Source organism: Luteimonas sp. Soil_N_1 (genome assembly GCF_057656255.1).
The window spans coordinates 2,913,302-2,930,200 of sequence record NZ_JBDGKS010000001.1; the positions used below are offsets into that span (position 1 = coordinate 2,913,302).

Here is a 16,899-nt window from a genome sequence, read left to right on the forward strand (position 1 = left end):
GAAGCAGCGTTGTGGTCAGCGTTCGGCGATCGCCTGCAGCGCGGCCAGTTCTTCTTCGCTGAATCCCGCCGCGGCGCGTGCGTCGATATTGAACGGGCCGTGCAGCACGGCGCGCGCGTACTCGGACAGCAGATCGCGGAATGTCGATTCGGGCTTTACGCCACGGCGTTCGCAGAACCAGCGGAACCAGCGGCTGCCGGCGGCGACGTGCGCGACTTCCTCGCGCAGGATCACTTCGAGCACGGCGACGGTTTCGTGATCGCCGAGCGAACGCAGCTTGACGATCATGCCGGGCGTGACGTCCAGCCCGCGCGCCTCGAGCACACGCGGCACCAGCGCCATGCGCGCCATGCCGTCGTGCGCGGTCTTCTCGCACATTTCCCACAGACCGTTGTGCGCGTCGAAATCGCCGTAGTCGAACCCGAGGTCGCGCAGCCGGTCGCGCAGCAGCACGAAATGCCGAGCCTCGTCAGCAGCGACCGACACCCAGTCGGCGTAGTAGTCGGCGGGCAGATCGCGGAAGCGATAGACCGCGTCCCAGCCGAGATCGATCGCATTGAGTTCGATGTGCGCGATCGCGTGGATGAAGGCCGCGCGGCCTTCGTCGCTGCCGAGACCACGTCGTGGCAGCTCGCGCGGATGCACGAGTTTCGGGCGCTCGGGGCGTCCCGGCATGCCGATCGGCTCTGGCGCGGGTGCGTTCGTGTCGAGTGGCAGTTCGCCGTCGCGGAACCGGCGCGCGTAGGCGCCGGTCAGCGCGATCTTGTCATCGGGATCGCTCGTATCGAGGCAGTGGCGCGCGGCCGCGAACAGATCCGCGGCGTCCGCGACCACCGCCGTGCTCACGCGCGGCGCTTCTTCTTCGCGTCGTCGCTGCGCAGCTGCTGCAGGCGCTCGAAATAACCCGCCTCGATGCCAGTGACGTATTCACCACTGAAGCAGGAACTGTCGAAGCGGCGCTCGGGAAACTTCGGCCCGGCGACCGCGCTTTCGAGATCGGCGAGGTCCTGGTAGATCAACCAGTCGCAACCGAGGAATTCCTCGATCTCTTTCTCGGTGCGGTTGTGCGCGACCAGTTCATCGACCGACGGCATATCGATGCCGTAGATGTTCGGATGCCGCACCGGCGGCGCGGCCGAGGCGAGATAGACCTTCTTGGCGCCGGCGTCGCGCGCCATCTGCACGATCTGCTTGGACGTGGTGCCGCGCACGATCGAATCGTCGACCAGCAGCACCACGCGGTTGCGGAATTCCAGCGGGATGGGATTGAGCTTGCGCTTGACCGACTTCGCGCGCTCGCCCTGCCCCGGCATGATGAAGGTGCGGCCGACGTAGCGGTTCTTGATGAAGCCCTCGCGGTACTTCACGCCGAGCGTGTTGGAGATTTCCAGCGCGGCGTCGCGCGAGGTGTCCGGAATCGGAATCACCGTATCGATGTCATGGTCGGGTCGCAGGCGCAGGATCTTCTCGCCCAGCGTCACACCCATGCGCATGCGCGCCTTGTGCACCGAGATGTTCTCGATCATCGAGTCCGGACGCGCGAAGTACACGTATTCGAAGATGCACGGCGCGTGCGGCTGCTGCGGCGCACACTGGCGGTGATGCAGCTCGCCGCGCGGCGTGATCACGATGCCCTCGCCCGGCTCGACATCGCGCAGGTGTTCGAAACCGAGGATGTCGAGCGCGACCGATTCCGACGCCACCGCGTACTCGGTGCCCTCGGCGGTCTCGCGCTTGCCCAGCACCAGCGGGCGGATGCCGTGCGGATCGCGGAACGCGATCAGGCCCAGACCCAGCACCGTCGCGACCACGGCGTAACCGCCCTTGGCGCGGCGGTTCACGCCTTCGACGGCGCGGAACGCGGCCTCGGGCGTCAGCGCCTTCTCGCGGTCCAGCTCGTGCGCGAACACGTTGAGCAGGACTTCGGAATCCGAGTCGGTGTTGACGTTGCGGCGGTCGGTCTCGAACACCTGCTGGCGCAGCTGGTCGGTATTGACCAGGTTGCCGTTGTGGGCGAGCGCGATGCCGTAGGGCGAGTTGACGTAGAACGGCTGCGCCTCGTCGTGACCTTCACTGCCGGCGGTGGGATAGCGGCAGTGCGCGATGCCCACGCGACCCTGCAGCAGGTCCATCGCCTTGGTGTCGAACACGTCGCGCACCAGGCCGTTGCCCTTGTGCACGCGCATCACCGTGCCGCTGGAGACGGCGATGCCGGCTGCGTCCTGCCCGCGGTGCTGCAGCACCGTCAGGCCGTCATACAACGCGGCTGCGACTTCAGAGGTTCCGACAATTCCGACGATCCCGCACATGTTCGATTTCCAGTTCTGCTTGAGGCGCGCGGACGCGCCGGTATGAAGTGTGGGACGCGGTCTGCGCGGTGCCCGTCAGGGGTGCGCGCGGACCAGACCGTCGACGCCCACCGCACTGCGTGCGCGCGTCTTCAGCTGGTCGGCTTCGCCACGGGTTGCAACCGGACCGGCCTTGACCCGGGTCAGGCGGCCCTTGTCGGTATCGACCGAATCGGTGAACGCGGTGATGCCGGCGCCGCGCAGACGATCGCGCAGGCGGTTGGCTTCTGCGGCGTTGCTGAAGGCGCCCAGCTGCACGATGAAACCGGTGCCGGACGTCGGCGCCGCTGCGGGCGGCGCCGGCGGTGCCGGCGGCGGCGCGGGCGTAGCGGCAGGCGGTGTCTGCGCGGGCGGCGTACGCGCGACAGGCGCGTCTTCAGGCAGCTGTTCGGTGGTCGGCGTGGCAGGCGTCTGCGCGGCGGTCGGGCGCGAGGCGGCAGGTGCAGCCGCAGCCGGCGTTTCCGGGCGCGGCACATCCGGACGGGCGCCCGCGTCGAGCGCGACCACCCGCGGGGTCACGTCATCGCGCACCTGCGCCGCACGCACGCGAACGATCTCGGCATCGGCGCGGTTCGCATACGGCCCCAGGCGCACACGCTGCGCGGGCTTGCCGTTGAGGGTGAAGCCTTCGCGGAAACCGGTCAGACCGGACTGGCGGAGCTGCCGCAGGATCGCGTCGGCATCGGTTTCATTGGCGAACGCCGCGTAGTGCACCGCGTAGCCACCGCCCGCAGCTGTCGCCGGCAGCGGGGTCTCGTGCTCGGCGGTATCAACGGTCGGCAGCGCAGCACCATCGGGACGCGTGGCCGCCTGCGCAGCAGGCGCGGTCTCCGACACCGGCGTCGCACCCGCGAGTACGCCGCCCTCGCGCGCCGCTGGCGGCGTGACGAGCGGCAGATCCACGGTCCGGTATCCGCCTTCGGGCGCATCGGGCACCTGCAGCGGCATGTCGGGCAATCCGCTTTCCGGGGCAGGCCCCTTGACCAGCATCGGCAGGAAAATCACCGCCAGCGCGATCAGCACGGCGGCGCCGATCAGGCGTTGTTTCAATGCAGGCGTCATGCGGAATCCGTACACAGGCGGCCAGCGGAATTATACGCCCGGCTGCGGCGCTGCTTCTTAACGCCCACCCTGCAGCACGGCCAGTGCGGCGGCGGCCGTGTGGAAGGAGCCGAACACGAGTACGCGGTCGCCGGGATTGGCCGCTTCCAGCACTGCCGTCAGCGCGGTATCGACATCCGCGTGCAGCGTCATTCCGCCCGCAACCCCCGGCAGACGGTCGCGCAGGGCTGCGGCGTCCTGGCCGCGCGGGCCGGACAGGTCGGCGAGATGCCAGTGCGTGATGCGCGCTGCCAGCGCGTCCACCACGCCGACCACGTCCTTGTCCGCCAGAGACGCGTAGACAGCGAACGTGCGCCCCGGGACCGGCGCCACCGCCAGCCAGTCGGCCAGCGCCTGCGCTGCCTGGGGGTTGTGCGCCACGTCGACGACCACCTCGATGCCGTTGCGATCGAAGCGCTGCAATCGCGCGGCAGCCGTCGCACCGCCGACCCCTGTAATCAGGGCGGCGTCCTCGACTTCACGATCCAGCGCGCGCACCGCGGCGATCGCCACTGCGGCATTGCGCAGCTGCACCGGGGCCGCGAGCGCCGGCAACGGAAGTTCGACCTCGAAGCCGACCTCGCGCCAGGTCCAGCGTCCCTCGCCGGCCGGCGCGTACAGGAAATCGCTGCCGCCGCGGATCGCGACCGCGCCGATGCGGTAGGCGTGCCGCAGTACGCTCGCCGGCGGATCGGTATCGCCCAGCACGAGCGGCTTCCACGCCCGCGCGACGCCGGCCTTCTCGAGTCCGATCGTCTCGATGTCGTCGCCGAGCCAGTCCTGGTGATCGAGTCCGACCGTGGTGATCACGGCGACATCGGGCTCGACGATGTTGACCGCGTCGAGGCGGCCGCCGAGGCCGACTTCGAGTACCGCCAGGTCCAGCTCCGCGCGAGCGAACAGCCACAGCGCCGCCAGCGTGCCGGTCTCGAAGTACGTCAGCGGGGTATCGCCGCGCGCGGCTTCGACCGCCTCGAAGGCCTCGACCAGCGCCGCATCGTCGACATCACGACCCTCGATGCGCACGCGTTCGTTGTAGGCCAGCAGGTGCGGCGACGTGTAGGCACCGACACGCCAGCCCGCCGCGCAGGCGATCGACTCGACGAACGCGACCGTCGAGCCCTTGCCGTTGGTGCCGGCAACCGTGATCACCTGCGCCGCGGGTCGGCCACAGTCCATGCGCGCGTAGACCGCACCGACGCGGTCGAGGCCCATCTCGATCTCGGTGGGGTGGCGCGCCTCGATCGCCGACAGCCAGTTGGCCAGCGAACGGATGTTGCTCATAGCGCGCGGTGGACCGCCTCGCCGAAGAACGCGGTGTGGTGCGCGCAATCGTTGAGGCGCACCACGTCGAGATGGTCGACATCCGGGCCTTCGAGCAGGTTCAACGTCGTCGGCGCCTGGCGGAACGTCCACAGGCGCGACAACGGAATGCCGAGCACGCGGCACAGGATCACGCGGTTGACCGCGTCGTGGGCGACGATCAGCGCGGTGTCGTCCGGCCCGAGGCCGTCGACGGCACGCGCGAATGCAGGCCATGCGCGGTCGAACACCTGCTGCAGCGATTCGCCGCCCGGCATCTGCACGGTGTCAGGCGCGTCGCGCCAGGCGGTCAGGCGTTCGGGATCGCGCTCGCGGATCTCGCCGGCCAGCAGGCCTTCCCAGGTGCCGTGGGCGATCTCGGCGAGGCCGGGATCCGTCAACAGTGTGGACGCGCGTGTTTCGCCAAGCGCCAGACGCGCGGTGCGGTCGGCGCGCGACAGCGGAGACGCGACAGCGCGATCGATCTGCACATCGGCGAGACGTGCGCCGAGCAATGCCGCCTGGCGCTCACCGACCTCCGACAGCGGGATGTCTTCCTGTCCCTGGTAACGGCCTTCGGCATTCCATGGCGTTTCGCCGTGGCGGGCGAGCAGGATTCTCATCGCGCGGTTCCTCGAATGGGGGGCTCCGGCGATGCCGGCGCGTCAGTTTACGGGAGGCGATCGCGGTGGCGCCGCAAACACAGTGCTTTTGCATGCAGGCCAGTGCGATCGGACATGGGCGTGCCAGCGCGCCCCGGACACACGACCGGGGCACGCGGACAGACGACTCAACGCACGGACGCGCCCATTTCCTGCAGCAGACGTGGCGCAGGATCGACTTCCTGCATGACCCAGCGGATGTAACGCTGGTCGACCGAGATCGTGCGGGTCATCGCCGGGTCGAATACCCAGTTCGACACCACTGCTTCCCAGGTCATGTCGAACAGCAGGCCGGTCAGGCGACCGTCGGCGTCGAGCACGGGCGAGCCGGAATTGCCGCCGGTGACGTCGAGGTCGGACAGGAAGTTGACCGGCACGCTGCGCAGGCGACGGTCGGCCAGACCGCCGTCACGACGGGCAGCGATCGCATCGAGCTGGGCCTTGGGTGCGTCGAAAGGCTCGGCGCCGGTGGCCTTCGGCGGAATCTCTTCCAGCCGGGTGAACGGCGTCTGCTGGGCACCCGCGAGATTGGTGTAGCCCATGACGTTGCCGAAGGTGATGCGCAGCGACGAGTTCGCGTCCGGATACACCGCTTCGTTGCGGCCGGCGCGGTAATCGGCGACGGCCTGCAAGTAAGTCGGACGCAGCTGCAGCAGGTCGCCTGCGCGGGCCTTCGAAGCAAGTTCGATCTGCAGCAGTTCCGGCGTCACCGCGGCGGCGTACATCAACGCCGGATCGCGGCTGCGCAGGAATTCGTGACGGTCGGCGGCGAACCACTTCAGGCGTTCGTCGCTGTTGGCCAGCGCACTGCGCTGCAGCCGGTCGAGCGCACGATCGATCGCCGTCGCGTCGTTGCCACCCAGCCAGGTGTCGATCGCGGCAATGCGCTGCTCCGGCGGCAGTTGCACGTACTGCAGCAGCGCATAGCGCGTGAGTTCGCGGTCCATCGCCGGCACGAAACGACGGTCCATCTGCTTGAGGCTGCCTTCGATCGCCGGCAGGTCGCGCTGCTGGTAGCCCTGCTCGCGCATCGCGTCGGGCTTCTCCTTCTCCATCGACAGGCGGTACAGGCGATTGGCGGTCGAGAGCAGGCCGCTGTTGTCGAGCAGCGACAACACCAGATCACGCTCGCGCGTGGCCTTCGCCTGCGCATCGAGGGCGACGATCTTCGCGTGCGCATCGAGCGCGGCCGCGCCATCGCCGCCGCGGCTGCGGAGCCATTCGAGCACTGCCGCTTCCTCGGACTGCTTGCGGGTCAGCGCGCCGATGCGCTCGAAGCCCTGCAGCTGGCCTTCGTAATTCTTCAGCGTGTTCTGCCAGCCGCGCACCGCGCTGGCATAGCGCACGTCGATCTCGGGGTCTTCCTTGCCACGCGCTTCGACCAGATCGATCAGCGCGCGGTAATGACGGCCGATCTGCGGGTAGCGCCAGGAGACGGTCTCGGAGAATTCGTCGGCGAACGCGTAGCGGCTGGTGCGGCCCGGATAGCCGGCGACCATGACGAAATCGCTCTCGCGCAGCGGCTTGTCGGCCAGGCGCAGGAAACGCTGCGGGGTGTAGGGAATGTTGTCCTCGGCATACTCGGCCGGGCGGCCGTCGCGGCCGACATAGGCGCGGTAGAACGCGAAGTCACCGGTGTGGCGCGGCCACATCCAGTTGTCGACATCACCGCCGAAGCTGCCGATGCCGCCGGCGGGCGCATAGACCAGGCGCACGTCGCGGATTTCGAGGTTGCGGAACAGCCGGTAGCTGTTGCCGCCGAGGAAGCTGTACAGGCGGCAGCGATACGCGGCATCGGCCTCGCAACGCGCGACGAGGGTCTTCTCGATCGTGTCGAGTGCGGTCGTGCGGGCCAGGCCGTCGGGCGCGGCGTCGATCGCGCCGCGGACTTCGGCGGTGACGTCCTGGATGCTGTCGAGCGCGTAGATGCGCGCGTTCGGGCCGGCGGAAATCTCGTCGCCGATCGCCGCGGCATTGAAGCCGTCGCGCATCAGGTTGTTCTCGGGGGTCGAATTCAGCTGGATCGCGCCGTAGGCGCAGTGGTGGTTGGTCAGCACCAGACCCTGCGGCGAGACGAAGCTCGCGGTACAGCCGCCCAGCGAGACCACGGCGCCCAGCGGGTCGCCGGTCAGATCGGCCAGGCGGTTCGGATCCAGCTTCAATCCGGCCTTGCGCAGCGCCGGCGCGATGTCTGGCAACTGTTGCGGCACCCACATGCCCTCGCCCGCCACCACCCCTGGCGCACTGCAACTGAAGAAGACGCCCAGCAGCGTCGCGGCCAGTAACGGATGGCGCATGGTGGTCCTGTGGATCGTGACGGGGGGCCAAGTCTAGCCAACCCGCCCGCCCGGCGCAGGCCAACGCCGGCTGGCTGACGTGCGGGTGCAGCACGGCCGCGACGGGGCCGCGCCGTATAATCGCCGGCTCTTTCCGGCATCCGCAGACACGACACATGGCCCAGACAATGAAGGCGCTGGTCAAGCGCGAAGCGACAAAAGGCATCTGGATGGCCGAAGTGCCGGTGCCGGCGCCTGGCCCGAACGACGTGCTGATCCGCGTCGAGAAGGCTGCGATCTGCGGCACCGACCTGCACATCTACCTGTGGGACGAGTGGAGCCAGCGCACGATCACGCCGGGCCTGGTCATCGGCCACGAATTCGTCGGCCGTATCGTTGAACTGGGCTCGGCGGTCACCGGCTATGAAGTCGGTCAGCGCGTCTCGGCCGAGGGTCACCTGGTCTGCGGTCATTGCCGCAACTGCCGTGCCGGCCGCCCGCACCTGTGCCCGAACACCGTCGGCATCGGCGTCACCCGCAACGGCGCGTTCGCCGAGTACGTGGTGATGCCGGCGACCAACCTGTGGCCGATCCCCGACCAGATTCCGAGCGAGCTGGCCGCGTTCTTCGATCCCTACGGCAACGCCGCGCATTGCGCGCTGGAATTCGACGTCGTCGGCGAGGACGTGCTGATCACCGGCGCCGGTCCGATCGGCGTGATGGCGGCCGGCATCTGCAAGCACATCGGCGCGCGCAACGTCGTCGTCACTGACGTCAACGATTTCCGCCTCAAGCTCGCTGCCGACATGGGTGCCACGCGCGTCGTCAATGTGTCGAACACTTCGCTCAAGGAGGTCATGAAAGACCTCCACATGGAAGGCTTCGACGTGGGCCTGGAGATGAGCGGCAACCCGGCCGCGTTCAACGACATGCTCGACTGCATGTACCACGGCGGCAAGGTCGCGCTGCTCGGCATCCTGCCCAAGGGCGCGGGTATCGACTGGGACCGCATCATCTTCAAGGGCCTCACCGTGCAGGGCATCTACGGCCGGAAGATGTACGAGACCTGGTACAAGATGACCCAGCTCGTGCTGTCGGGTTTCCCGCTCGGCAAGGTACTCAGCCACCAGCTACCGGCCGACGAGTTCCAGAAGGGTTTCGACCTGATGGAATCGGGCAAGTCGGGCAAGGTCGTCCTCGACTGGCGTTGAGCCCGGCGCGACACGCGGCATCGCGCCGCGTGTCGCAATGACGTACAGCACCTCCGACGGCACTGCGCCGTGCCCGTGTCGACTGCTTGATCCCGTCGACAGGCCGGAACAGAACGGCCGCTGGACTGCTGACATGCGTCGCGACCGCGGCGCTCGCCGCGAGCACCGCATGCCCGCGCTGCCGGAAACGCCGCCGCTCCTGCGCTGCCTCGCCCGAGGGCTGGTTCTATGTGGCTGCGCCGGACACCGCGACGCAGATGGCGGAGGCCGGCGGCCGCATCCGCCACCGGGAGCTTCGCAACCTGCACTGGCCGGTTCGCGCCACGTGCCGCGCGCCGGTCCCCGACGGATCTGCAGGTGCCGGCATGAACGGGCTTGGTGGGGCAACAGCCGTGGCTCCGATCCGGCAGCACACTACGGCCTGCAGCGATCCGGCAATGTCGCGCAGCATCGCGGCGCGCCTGGCAGAGGGTGAACACACCCGGCACTACGGGTTGAAAGGCTCGGTGATCGGACTGGAGGCCGCGTGGACGCGTCGGTTCGATACGCGTTCGCCTCCGCCGACATCCGGCTCCGCGCAGGCTGCTGACGGCCGCTTGGTAGAATTGCGGCCTTCCCGTTTCCGGAATGCCCCATGGCCGCCGTCTCCAATACCCAGCGCTACGCCGACACCCTCGACGAGATCCGCGACGCCGGGCTGTTCAAGGCCGAGCGCGTGATCACCGGCCCGCAGTCGGCCGAAATCACGCTCGAAGACGGCCGCACGGTGCTGAACTTCTGCGCCAACAACTATCTCGGGCTGGCCGACCATCCGGACATCATCGCCGCGGCCAAGGACGCGCTCGATACGCACGGCTTCGGCATGGCGTCGGTGCGCTTCATCTGCGGCACGCAGGATCTGCACAAGCAGCTCGAGAAGACCATCGCGGACTTCTTCGGCAAGGAGGACACGATCCTCTACGCTGCCTGCTTCGACGCGAACGGCGGTCTTTACGAACCGCTGCTCGGCGAAGAGGACGCGATCATCTCCGACGCGCTCAACCACGCCTCGATCATCGACGGCATCCGCCTGTGCAAGGCCAAGCGCTACCGCTACGCCAACTGCGACATGGCGGATCTGGAGAAGCAGCTGCAGCAGGCCCGCGCCGATGGCGCACGCACCATCCTGATCTCGACCGACGGCGTGTTCTCGATGGACGGCTTCATCGCACCGCTCGACGAGATCACCGCGCTCGCCGCGAAGTACGACGCGCTGGTGCACATCGACGAATGCCACGCGACCGGATTTCTCGGCGAGACCGGCCGCGGCTCGGCGGAAGTGAAAGGCGTGCTGGAGAAGATCGACATCGTCACCGGCACGCTCGGCAAGGCGATGGGCGGCGCACTCGGTGGTTTCACGACAGCCAAGCGCGAAGTCATCGAACTGCTGCGTCAGCGCTCGCGCCCCTACCTGTTCTCGAACTCGCTGCCGCCGCACGTGGTCGCGGCGGGCATCAAAGCCTTCGAGATGCTCGACGCCGCCGGCGATCTGCGCACGCAGCTGGTCGAGAACACCCGCTACTTCCGCGAGAAGATGACCGCCGCCGGTTTCGACGTGCGCCCCGGCGTGCATCCGATCAGCCCGGTCATGCTCTACGACGCCAAGCTCGCGCAGCGTTTCGCCGAGCGGCTGCTCGAGGAAGGCATCTACGCGATCGGTTTCTTCTTCCCGGTCGTCGCGAAGGAGCAGGCGCGCATCCGCACCCAGATCAGCGCCGCGCATACACGCGAACACCTGGACCGTGCGATCGATGCGTTCACCCGCATCGGTCACGAGCTGGGCGTGCTGAAGGCCTGACCGATGCGCGCCGCGCTGCGACGGCGCTTGCTGCTCGCGGCGCAGACCGACGCTCTCGCCGTCCTCGACGACGGCGTCTGGTCGACGCGCTGCCTGCACTGCCGCAGCGCGTTGCAGGTGCGCGACGATGGCGAGCCTCTGGGCCTCGCGACGCTGGAGCATGTGCTGCCGCAGGCCTGGTTAGGTCGACGTGCGGCGGCTGCACTGACAGCCCAGGTCGGCGACGATGCGGATGACCCGCGCAACCTCGCGCTCGCCTGCGCACGCTGTAATCACGACAAGGGCAAGGGCCCCGATGCACGGGGTCCCGGCGACGTGCGCGCACGCGAAGTCGTCGAAGCCCTGCTCTTCAAGCGCCTCAGCCGATGGCGGGATCCGACGGCGTTGCCAGCGCGCTGATCTCGTCAGCGGACAACGGGCGCCACGCGCCCTTGGCGAGATCGCCCAGCACCAGATCGCCGATCGCGACGCGCACCAGCCGAAGCACGCCGAGATCGTGCGCAGCGAGCAATCTGCGGATCTGCCGGTTGCGCCCCTCGTCGAGCACGACCTCCAGCCATGCATTGCGTTCACCCTGACGCAGCGTGCGCACCGACGCGGCCTGCAGCCGCTCGCCGGAATCGACGACACCCTGCACCAGGGCATCGAGCAGCGCGGCATCCGGCAGGCCATCGACCTGGACGTGATAGGTCTTCTGCGGCCCCTGCGCCGGATCGGTCACCCGGGCGGCCCAGGCGGGATCGCTGGAGAACAGCAGCAGGCCTTCGCTCGCCTTGTCGAGCCGGCCGACCGGCGCGATCCAGCCGAGATCCGCGCCACTGAAGCAGTCATAGACCGTGTCACGACCGCGCTCGTCGCTTGCAGTGGTGACCAGACCGCGGGGCTTGTTGAGCAGCAGGTAGTGATGCGTGGTCGCGTGGGCCATGCCCCCATCGAGCACGATGTCATGAGCGTCGAGTGCAAGCGGAAATTCGGGATCACGCACGACCCTGCCCGCGACCCGTACGCGCCCGTCCCGTATCCGCCGCTCGGCCTCGCTGCGGGAACACAGCCCCCGCTTCGACAGCACGCGCGCCAGTCCGTATCGCGGCCCGCCTGCTTTCCTGCTCAAGACGCAGTACTCCCACATGCGAACGGCCCGCTTCCGCGGGCCGTCGCCAAACCGGGTTTCCGTCGGATGCCGGCAATCATTCGGTCGGCGGCGTCTCGCCGGGAGGCGCCGTCTCGGCCACCGGAGCAGCTGCAGGTGCATTCGGATCCACACGGCGACTGCCGACCGAATAGCCGTTGGCCTTGACCCATGCGTCGAAATCGTCGGCGGTCATGCGCTTGCCGCCCTGCGTCATGTTGAACCGGTAGGGCGTGTTGTCGAACTCGGTCTGCTTCACGTAGGCGGCAGGATCGCCCGCACTGACCGCACCTGCGGCGGGTGCCGCCATGGCGACATTCTGGCAGGCCTCGATCTCGAGGCGCAGCACCACCTGCTCGGCAGACTGGGCGTCGTCGTAAGCACGCGACAACACGGCGCTGCTGCCAAGGCGATAGCTGGGCGCAGCAAGCTCGGGTGAAACAGGCTCCAGGACCGTTGCCTGCAGCGGCCGCACCGTGCGTGTGTCGAGCGTCGCGCAATCCGCGGCGTGGCTCGCGAACGGCACAGCCAGCAGGGTGAACAGCAAGGTGGCACGCATGGCATCAATCCCGGGGTCGAATTCGCCTGAAGTGTAGGCGGCAAGTGCATGCCGGACAAGGAGAATGTCGATATTGACCTATTCACACATGACACGCGATCGAAGCGCGGCCGGGTCAGGACGTGCCGGCTGTCCTGATTGCAGTCTGCGGACGCTCAAGCCGATATCCATCACGCGTCCCGCGCTCGCACGAATCAGACGCGCCAAATCCGATTCACCAAAAAAAAGCCCGGCACAAGGCCGGGCTTTCTCGTACTACAACCGGACGTCCTTAGTTCTGGACGTTCAGCTCGGTGCGGCGGTTGCGCGCACGGCCTTCCGGGTTGTCCGAACCATCGGCGTTGGTGTTCGGCGCGATCGGGCGGCTTTCGCCGTAACCCACCGGGCCCACCAGACGGTCGGCGGTGATGCCGTTGTTGGCAAGGTGGTCATAGACCGCCTTGGCGCGACGCTCGGACAGACGCTGGTTGTAGGCGTCGGTACCGACCGAGTCGGTGTGACCGGCGACTTCAACGCGCAGCTCCGGGTAACGCTTCAGGATCTCGACGGCTTCGTTGAGGATCGCCACCGCGTCAGGACGCAGGGTCGAACGGTCGAAGTCGAAGTTCACGCCATTCAGATCGATGGTGATCGGAGCCGGCGGCGGCGGAGCCGGTGCCGGAGCCGGCGGCGGCGGCGGCGGAGCAGGCGGTGCCGGCGGGGTCGGCGGCGGGCCGAGCGGGATCACGACGCCGACCGAAGCCATCACGTCGCCGAAATAGCTCTCGTTCGAGTTGTGCGGGTAACGGTCCCAATCGTTCGGGCCGTTGGCAGCGAAGCTGCTGTCGTTGAAGTCGGCGCGGTACGCCACTTCAGCGCGCACGGCAACGCGGTTTTCGAACGTGGTCTGCAGGCCGGCACCGGCCTTGGCGGCAAAGTTGCCGTCCTTGTTCTTGCCCGGCGAGTTCGGGTTCGGGAACGCGTCGAACTCTTCTTCCGAACGCTGGTAACCAACGCCGAACAGCAGGTAGGGGTTCCAGCCACGCGCTTCATTGATGAAGTGGTAACGGAAGTCCACCGAGACGCCGTACTGGCTCCAGTTCAGGTCCGGGTTGGCGCCTGCGACCGAGCTGTCAAAGCCCGGGTTCTGGTAGTTCAGCTCACCGTCGACCGACCAGTTGGGGCTGATGAACTTACCCATGCCCAGCGTGACGAACGGGGTGTCGTCCGTACGACGGTCATTTGCCTGGAAGTTGTAGCCCGTCGAACCGGTGAGGTACCAACGGTCGTCGAACTCCTGGGCGCTGGCGTGACCCGCCAGACCAAGACCGCCGAGCAGCGCGGCGCAGAGGAGTTTCTTGTTCATGTTTTTTCAGCTCCTAGAAAAGGGGGAATGCGTCGTGGCATCGGATGAGGCGTCAAACGCAAACGCCTTGCACATAGCCTAAAGTCAGCAGCGTGAAGACGTTGTTAACGCTAACATAACGGTTGAGAGCTTCCTACACCACCCTGGCCGGGTATTCATCTTGGCTTTGGTTTGGTCAGGAACCTCAACGCGACGGAATTGTCGTGAAGATGATGTGCGCGTGGCGTCAAGAACGTTTCGGCGCTCTTAACCGTCGCTTTATGTGGAATTGACGTTTGCGCATTCCCGCCTGCGTGCGGCTTAACGATTATTCGCTGGCTACGTGTGCCAGTGGGGCGCCGATCCGAATTCCGTTTGCAGAAACGCAACGAATGCACGCGTGCGCGGGGGCACGAATATGCGATCGGGCATCACCGCGTGAATGCCGGTTTCCGGTGGCGCATGGCCCGGAAGAACCCGCACAAGGCGCCCTGCCCTTAGATCGCCCGCCACATGCCACAGCGCATGCATCGCGATGCCCGCCCCTTCCAGCGCTGCGTCACGCAGGACTTCACCGAGATTGCTTTCCAGTGGCCCGGTCACGGTGATGGTCGACTCGCCGCCCACGCCGTCGAGCAGTTGCCAGCGATCCTGGCGGCCACGACTGCCGACGAGCACCAGACAATCGTGCGCAGCCAGATCGTCAGGTGCTGCAGGGATGCCACGACGGGCCAGGTAATCGGGCGACGCCACGAGGACGCGCGGATTGGCTGCAATCTGCCGTCCGACGAGCTGCGAGTCATCGAGATCGCCGATCCGGATCGCGAGATCGAAGCCTTCACGCACGAGATCGACCTGCTGGTCACTCATATGCACGCTGAGCTGCAGGCCCGGATGCGCGGCGAGAAAGCGCGGCAGGCGCGGCGAGATGTGCTGGCGGCCGAACGACGCCGACATCGTGACCCGCAGCGTGCCGCCGACCGCCTGGCCGCCGCTTTCGCGCAGGCTGCCGGCGAGGCCGTCGAGTGCTTCGACCAGCGTGCGTCCCTCGCCGGCCAGTCGCAGGCCTTCGGGCGTGGGATGCAGACGCCGGGTGGTCCGGTGCAGCAGCCGCACGCCCAATGCGTCCTCAAGCCGCTTCAAGCGCTGGCTCGCCAGGGCCGGCGACAGATCGAGGCTGCGCGCGGCGGCGCTGATCGAGCCGGTGTCGAGCACGCGCAGGAACAGGGCGATGTCGCCGATCCGGTCCATCGATTCGAAAGAATCCCTTGAAGGTGATTGGCGATCCTATCGCTGTTCGACCGGAACGCGTGGGGTCGACAATGCGCAGGCCGCTTCACTCTTCAAGGACTCCCATGAAAGCCGTCGCCCTGACCCGCTATCTTCCGATCGACGATCCGCAGTCGCTGCAGGATGTCGAACTCGATCTGCCCGAGCCCGGCCCGCACGACCTGCGCGTGCGCATCAAGGCGGTGTCGGTGAATCCGGTCGATACGAAGGTGCGCGCGCCGAAGCCGCAGACCGAAGCGAATCCGAAGGTGCTCGGTTACGACGCGGCCGGCGTGGTCGACGCGATCGGCAGCGAGGTCACCGGTTTCGAGGTGGGCGACGCCGTCTATTACGCGGGTGATATCACCCGCTCCGGCAGCAACGCCGAATTCCAGCTGGTCGATGCGCGCATCGCTGCGAAGAAGCCGAATTCGCTGGACTTCGCCCAGGCCGCCGCCCTGCCCCTGACCGCGATCACCGCGTGGGAGCTGCTGTTCCAGCGCATGCCCTTCGACATCGGCGGCGGCGGCGCGGGCAAGACCCTGCTGGTCATCGCCGGCGCAGGCGGTGTCGGGTCGATCGCGATCCAGCTCGCAAAGCTCGCCGGCTTCACCGTGATCGCGACCGCCTCGCGCATGGAGACCATCGCGTGGTGCCGGATCATGGGCGCCGACCACGTCATCGACCACCGCGAGGATCTGGCGCCGCAGCTCAAGGCGTTAGGCTTCGAGACTGTGGACGCGGCGCTCAATCTCGCCGACACCGATCGTTACTGGACCGCGCTGGGCGAACTGCTTGCGCCGCTGGGCCATGTCGGCCTGATCGTGGAGCCGGCCGGCGCGCTGAAGATCGGTGATCCCTACAAGGCCAAGAGCATCGGCATCCATTGGGAAATGATGTTCGCGCGGCCGCGCTTCCGCACCGCCGACATGGACGAACAGGGCAAGATTCTCGCGCGCGTCGCAGAGCTGATCGACACCGGTTCGCTGCGTGGCACGCTGTCGGACATGCTGTCGCCGATCAATGCGGAGACCTTGCGCGAAGCGCATCGCCGCCTCGAATCCGGCAGCACGATCGGCAAGCTGGTCGTCGCCGGCTGGGCATGATCCGCACGGTCTGACCTTCAAGCACAGTTGTTGGGATCACGCGTCCGGCCCGTTTGAGGGCCGGACGTTTTTTCGTAGCCGCCTTTGGAACCCGGATGCCCGCAGCACATCCCTCGCGCGTCGAACGTCTGGCCCGCCTGCTGACCGGCCTGTTCTTCTACGGTATCGGCATCAGCCTGATGGTCCGCGCCGGCATCGGCGTCGCGCCCTGGGACGTGCTGACCCAGGGCATCTCGTTGCAGAGCGGCCTGTCGTTCGGACTGGTAACGAACCTGATCGGTATCGGCGTGCTCGTGCTGTGGCTGCCGCTGCGGCAGAAGCCGGGCCTCGGCACCCTGCTCAACGTCCTGCTGATCGGCCCGAGCGCGCAGCTCGGCCTGTGGCTGCTGCCCGACATCCATGGCGTCGTGCTGCAGGTCTGCGTGTTCGCCGCAGGGCTTGTGCTGCTGGCGCTGGCAACGGGGCTCTACATCGGCGCGCAGTTCGGCGCCGGGCCACGCGATGGTCTGATGACCGGCCTGCATGCGCGGACCGGTGTGCCGATCTGGATCGCGCGGACGCTGGTCGAAGCGCTGGTGCTGACGACCGGCTGGTGGCTGGGCGGCAACGTCGGCTGGGGCACGCTGGCATTCGCGTTGCTGATCGGCCCGCTGTGCGGGCGCACCCTGCCCCTGTTCGCACCGCGCAGCGTCGCGCCGCCAATCGCACCGCTTTAATTCCGGTGCGGTCTGCATCGCGACCTGCAGGACTTCAACCCGCCGCTCTCCGCAGAACT

The 16,899-nt window shown here is 67.5% G+C and carries 15 protein-coding genes; 5 read left to right on the forward strand and 10 right to left on the reverse strand.

What is annotated here, in order from left to right:
• Window positions 1–15 precede the first annotated feature (15 nt).
• The 6 genes from AC3A4E_RS13525 to AC3A4E_RS13550 form a co-directional block, all read right to left on the reverse strand.
• Entirely contained in the window at window positions 16–846 is an 831-nt protein-coding gene (locus tag AC3A4E_RS13525) for a ferritin-like domain-containing protein (protein ID WP_487631932.1), read from the reverse strand.
• Window positions 843–2,309: an amidophosphoribosyltransferase gene (gene purF, locus AC3A4E_RS13530; RefSeq protein WP_232134509.1), complete on the reverse strand. Its 1,467-nt coding sequence runs from the start codon at window positions 2,307–2,309 to the stop codon at window positions 843–845. The genes AC3A4E_RS13525 and purF overlap by 4 nt, the downstream gene beginning before the upstream one ends.
• A gap of 75 nt (window positions 2,310–2,384) precedes the next feature.
• Window positions 2,385–3,410 carry an SPOR domain-containing protein gene (locus AC3A4E_RS13535; RefSeq protein WP_487631933.1) on the reverse strand — a complete coding sequence of 342 codons (1,026 nt, stop codon included), beginning with the start codon at window positions 3,408–3,410 and terminating at the stop codon, window positions 2,385–2,387.
• Window positions 3,411–3,467: 57 nt separating this feature from the next.
• Entirely contained in the window at window positions 3,468–4,733 is a 1,266-nt protein-coding gene (folC, locus tag AC3A4E_RS13540; RefSeq protein WP_487631934.1) for a bifunctional tetrahydrofolate synthase/dihydrofolate synthase, read from the reverse strand.
• Entirely contained in the window at window positions 4,730–5,374 is a 645-nt protein-coding gene (locus AC3A4E_RS13545) for a histidine phosphatase family protein (RefSeq protein WP_487631935.1), read from the reverse strand. Before AC3A4E_RS13545 ends, folC begins: the two co-directional genes overlap by 4 nt.
• A gap of 167 nt (window positions 5,375–5,541) precedes the next feature.
• Window positions 5,542–7,629: a S46 family peptidase gene (locus tag AC3A4E_RS13550; protein WP_487632082.1), complete on the reverse strand. Its 2,088-nt coding sequence runs from the start codon at window positions 7,627–7,629 to the stop codon at window positions 5,542–5,544.
• A 236-nt stretch (window positions 7,630–7,865) separates the two neighbouring features.
• Here AC3A4E_RS13550 and tdh point away from each other — a divergent pair, with 236 nt between their 5' ends.
• The 3 genes from tdh (at window position 7,866) to AC3A4E_RS13565 (ending at window position 11,136) form a co-directional block, all read left to right on the forward strand.
• Window positions 7,866–8,900: an L-threonine 3-dehydrogenase gene (gene tdh, locus AC3A4E_RS13555; protein ID WP_487631936.1), complete on the forward strand. Its 1,035-nt coding sequence runs from the start codon at window positions 7,866–7,868 to the stop codon at window positions 8,898–8,900.
• Between the two features lie 634 nt (window positions 8,901–9,534).
• Window positions 9,535–10,737 (forward strand): glycine C-acetyltransferase, encoded by a 1,203-nt coding sequence (gene kbl, locus AC3A4E_RS13560; RefSeq protein ID WP_487631937.1) that lies wholly within the window; start codon window positions 9,535–9,537, stop codon window positions 10,735–10,737.
• A 3-nt stretch (window positions 10,738–10,740) separates the two neighbouring features.
• Window positions 10,741–11,136: an HNH endonuclease gene (locus tag AC3A4E_RS13565; RefSeq protein ID WP_487631938.1), complete on the forward strand. Its 396-nt coding sequence runs from the start codon at window positions 10,741–10,743 to the stop codon at window positions 11,134–11,136.
• Here the strand turns inward: AC3A4E_RS13565 and AC3A4E_RS13570 are convergent.
• From AC3A4E_RS13570 to AC3A4E_RS13585, 4 genes are all read right to left on the reverse strand, one after another.
• Window positions 11,096–11,866: a pseudouridine synthase gene (locus tag AC3A4E_RS13570; protein ID WP_487631939.1), complete on the reverse strand. Its 771-nt coding sequence runs from the start codon at window positions 11,864–11,866 to the stop codon at window positions 11,096–11,098. The two genes, AC3A4E_RS13565 and AC3A4E_RS13570, sit on opposite strands and share 41 nt — an antisense overlap.
• A 58-nt stretch (window positions 11,867–11,924) precedes the next feature.
• Window positions 11,925–12,425 (reverse strand): hypothetical protein, encoded by a 501-nt coding sequence (locus AC3A4E_RS13575; protein ID WP_487631940.1) that lies wholly within the window; start codon window positions 12,423–12,425, stop codon window positions 11,925–11,927.
• A 271-nt stretch (window positions 12,426–12,696) separates the two neighbouring features.
• A complete protein-coding gene (locus tag AC3A4E_RS13580; protein WP_487631941.1) occupies window positions 12,697–13,770 on the reverse strand; it encodes an OmpA family protein in 1,074 nt (357 codons plus the stop codon).
• Between the two features lie 318 nt (window positions 13,771–14,088).
• Entirely contained in the window at window positions 14,089–15,000 is a 912-nt protein-coding gene (locus tag AC3A4E_RS13585; RefSeq protein ID WP_487631942.1) for a LysR family transcriptional regulator, read from the reverse strand.
• Window positions 15,001–15,104: 104 nt separating this feature from the next.
• Here AC3A4E_RS13585 and AC3A4E_RS13590 point away from each other — a divergent pair, with 104 nt between their 5' ends.
• Window positions 15,105–16,124 (forward strand): zinc-binding alcohol dehydrogenase family protein, encoded by a 1,020-nt coding sequence (locus tag AC3A4E_RS13590; RefSeq protein WP_487631943.1) that lies wholly within the window; start codon window positions 15,105–15,107, stop codon window positions 16,122–16,124.
• Between the two features lie 95 nt (window positions 16,125–16,219).
• The gene (yczE, locus tag AC3A4E_RS13595) at window positions 16,220–16,840 is read left to right on the forward strand and encodes a membrane protein YczE (protein WP_487631944.1); all 621 of its coding nucleotides are present in this window, start codon (window positions 16,220–16,222) and stop codon (window positions 16,838–16,840) included.
• Window positions 16,841–16,899 lie beyond the last annotated feature (59 nt).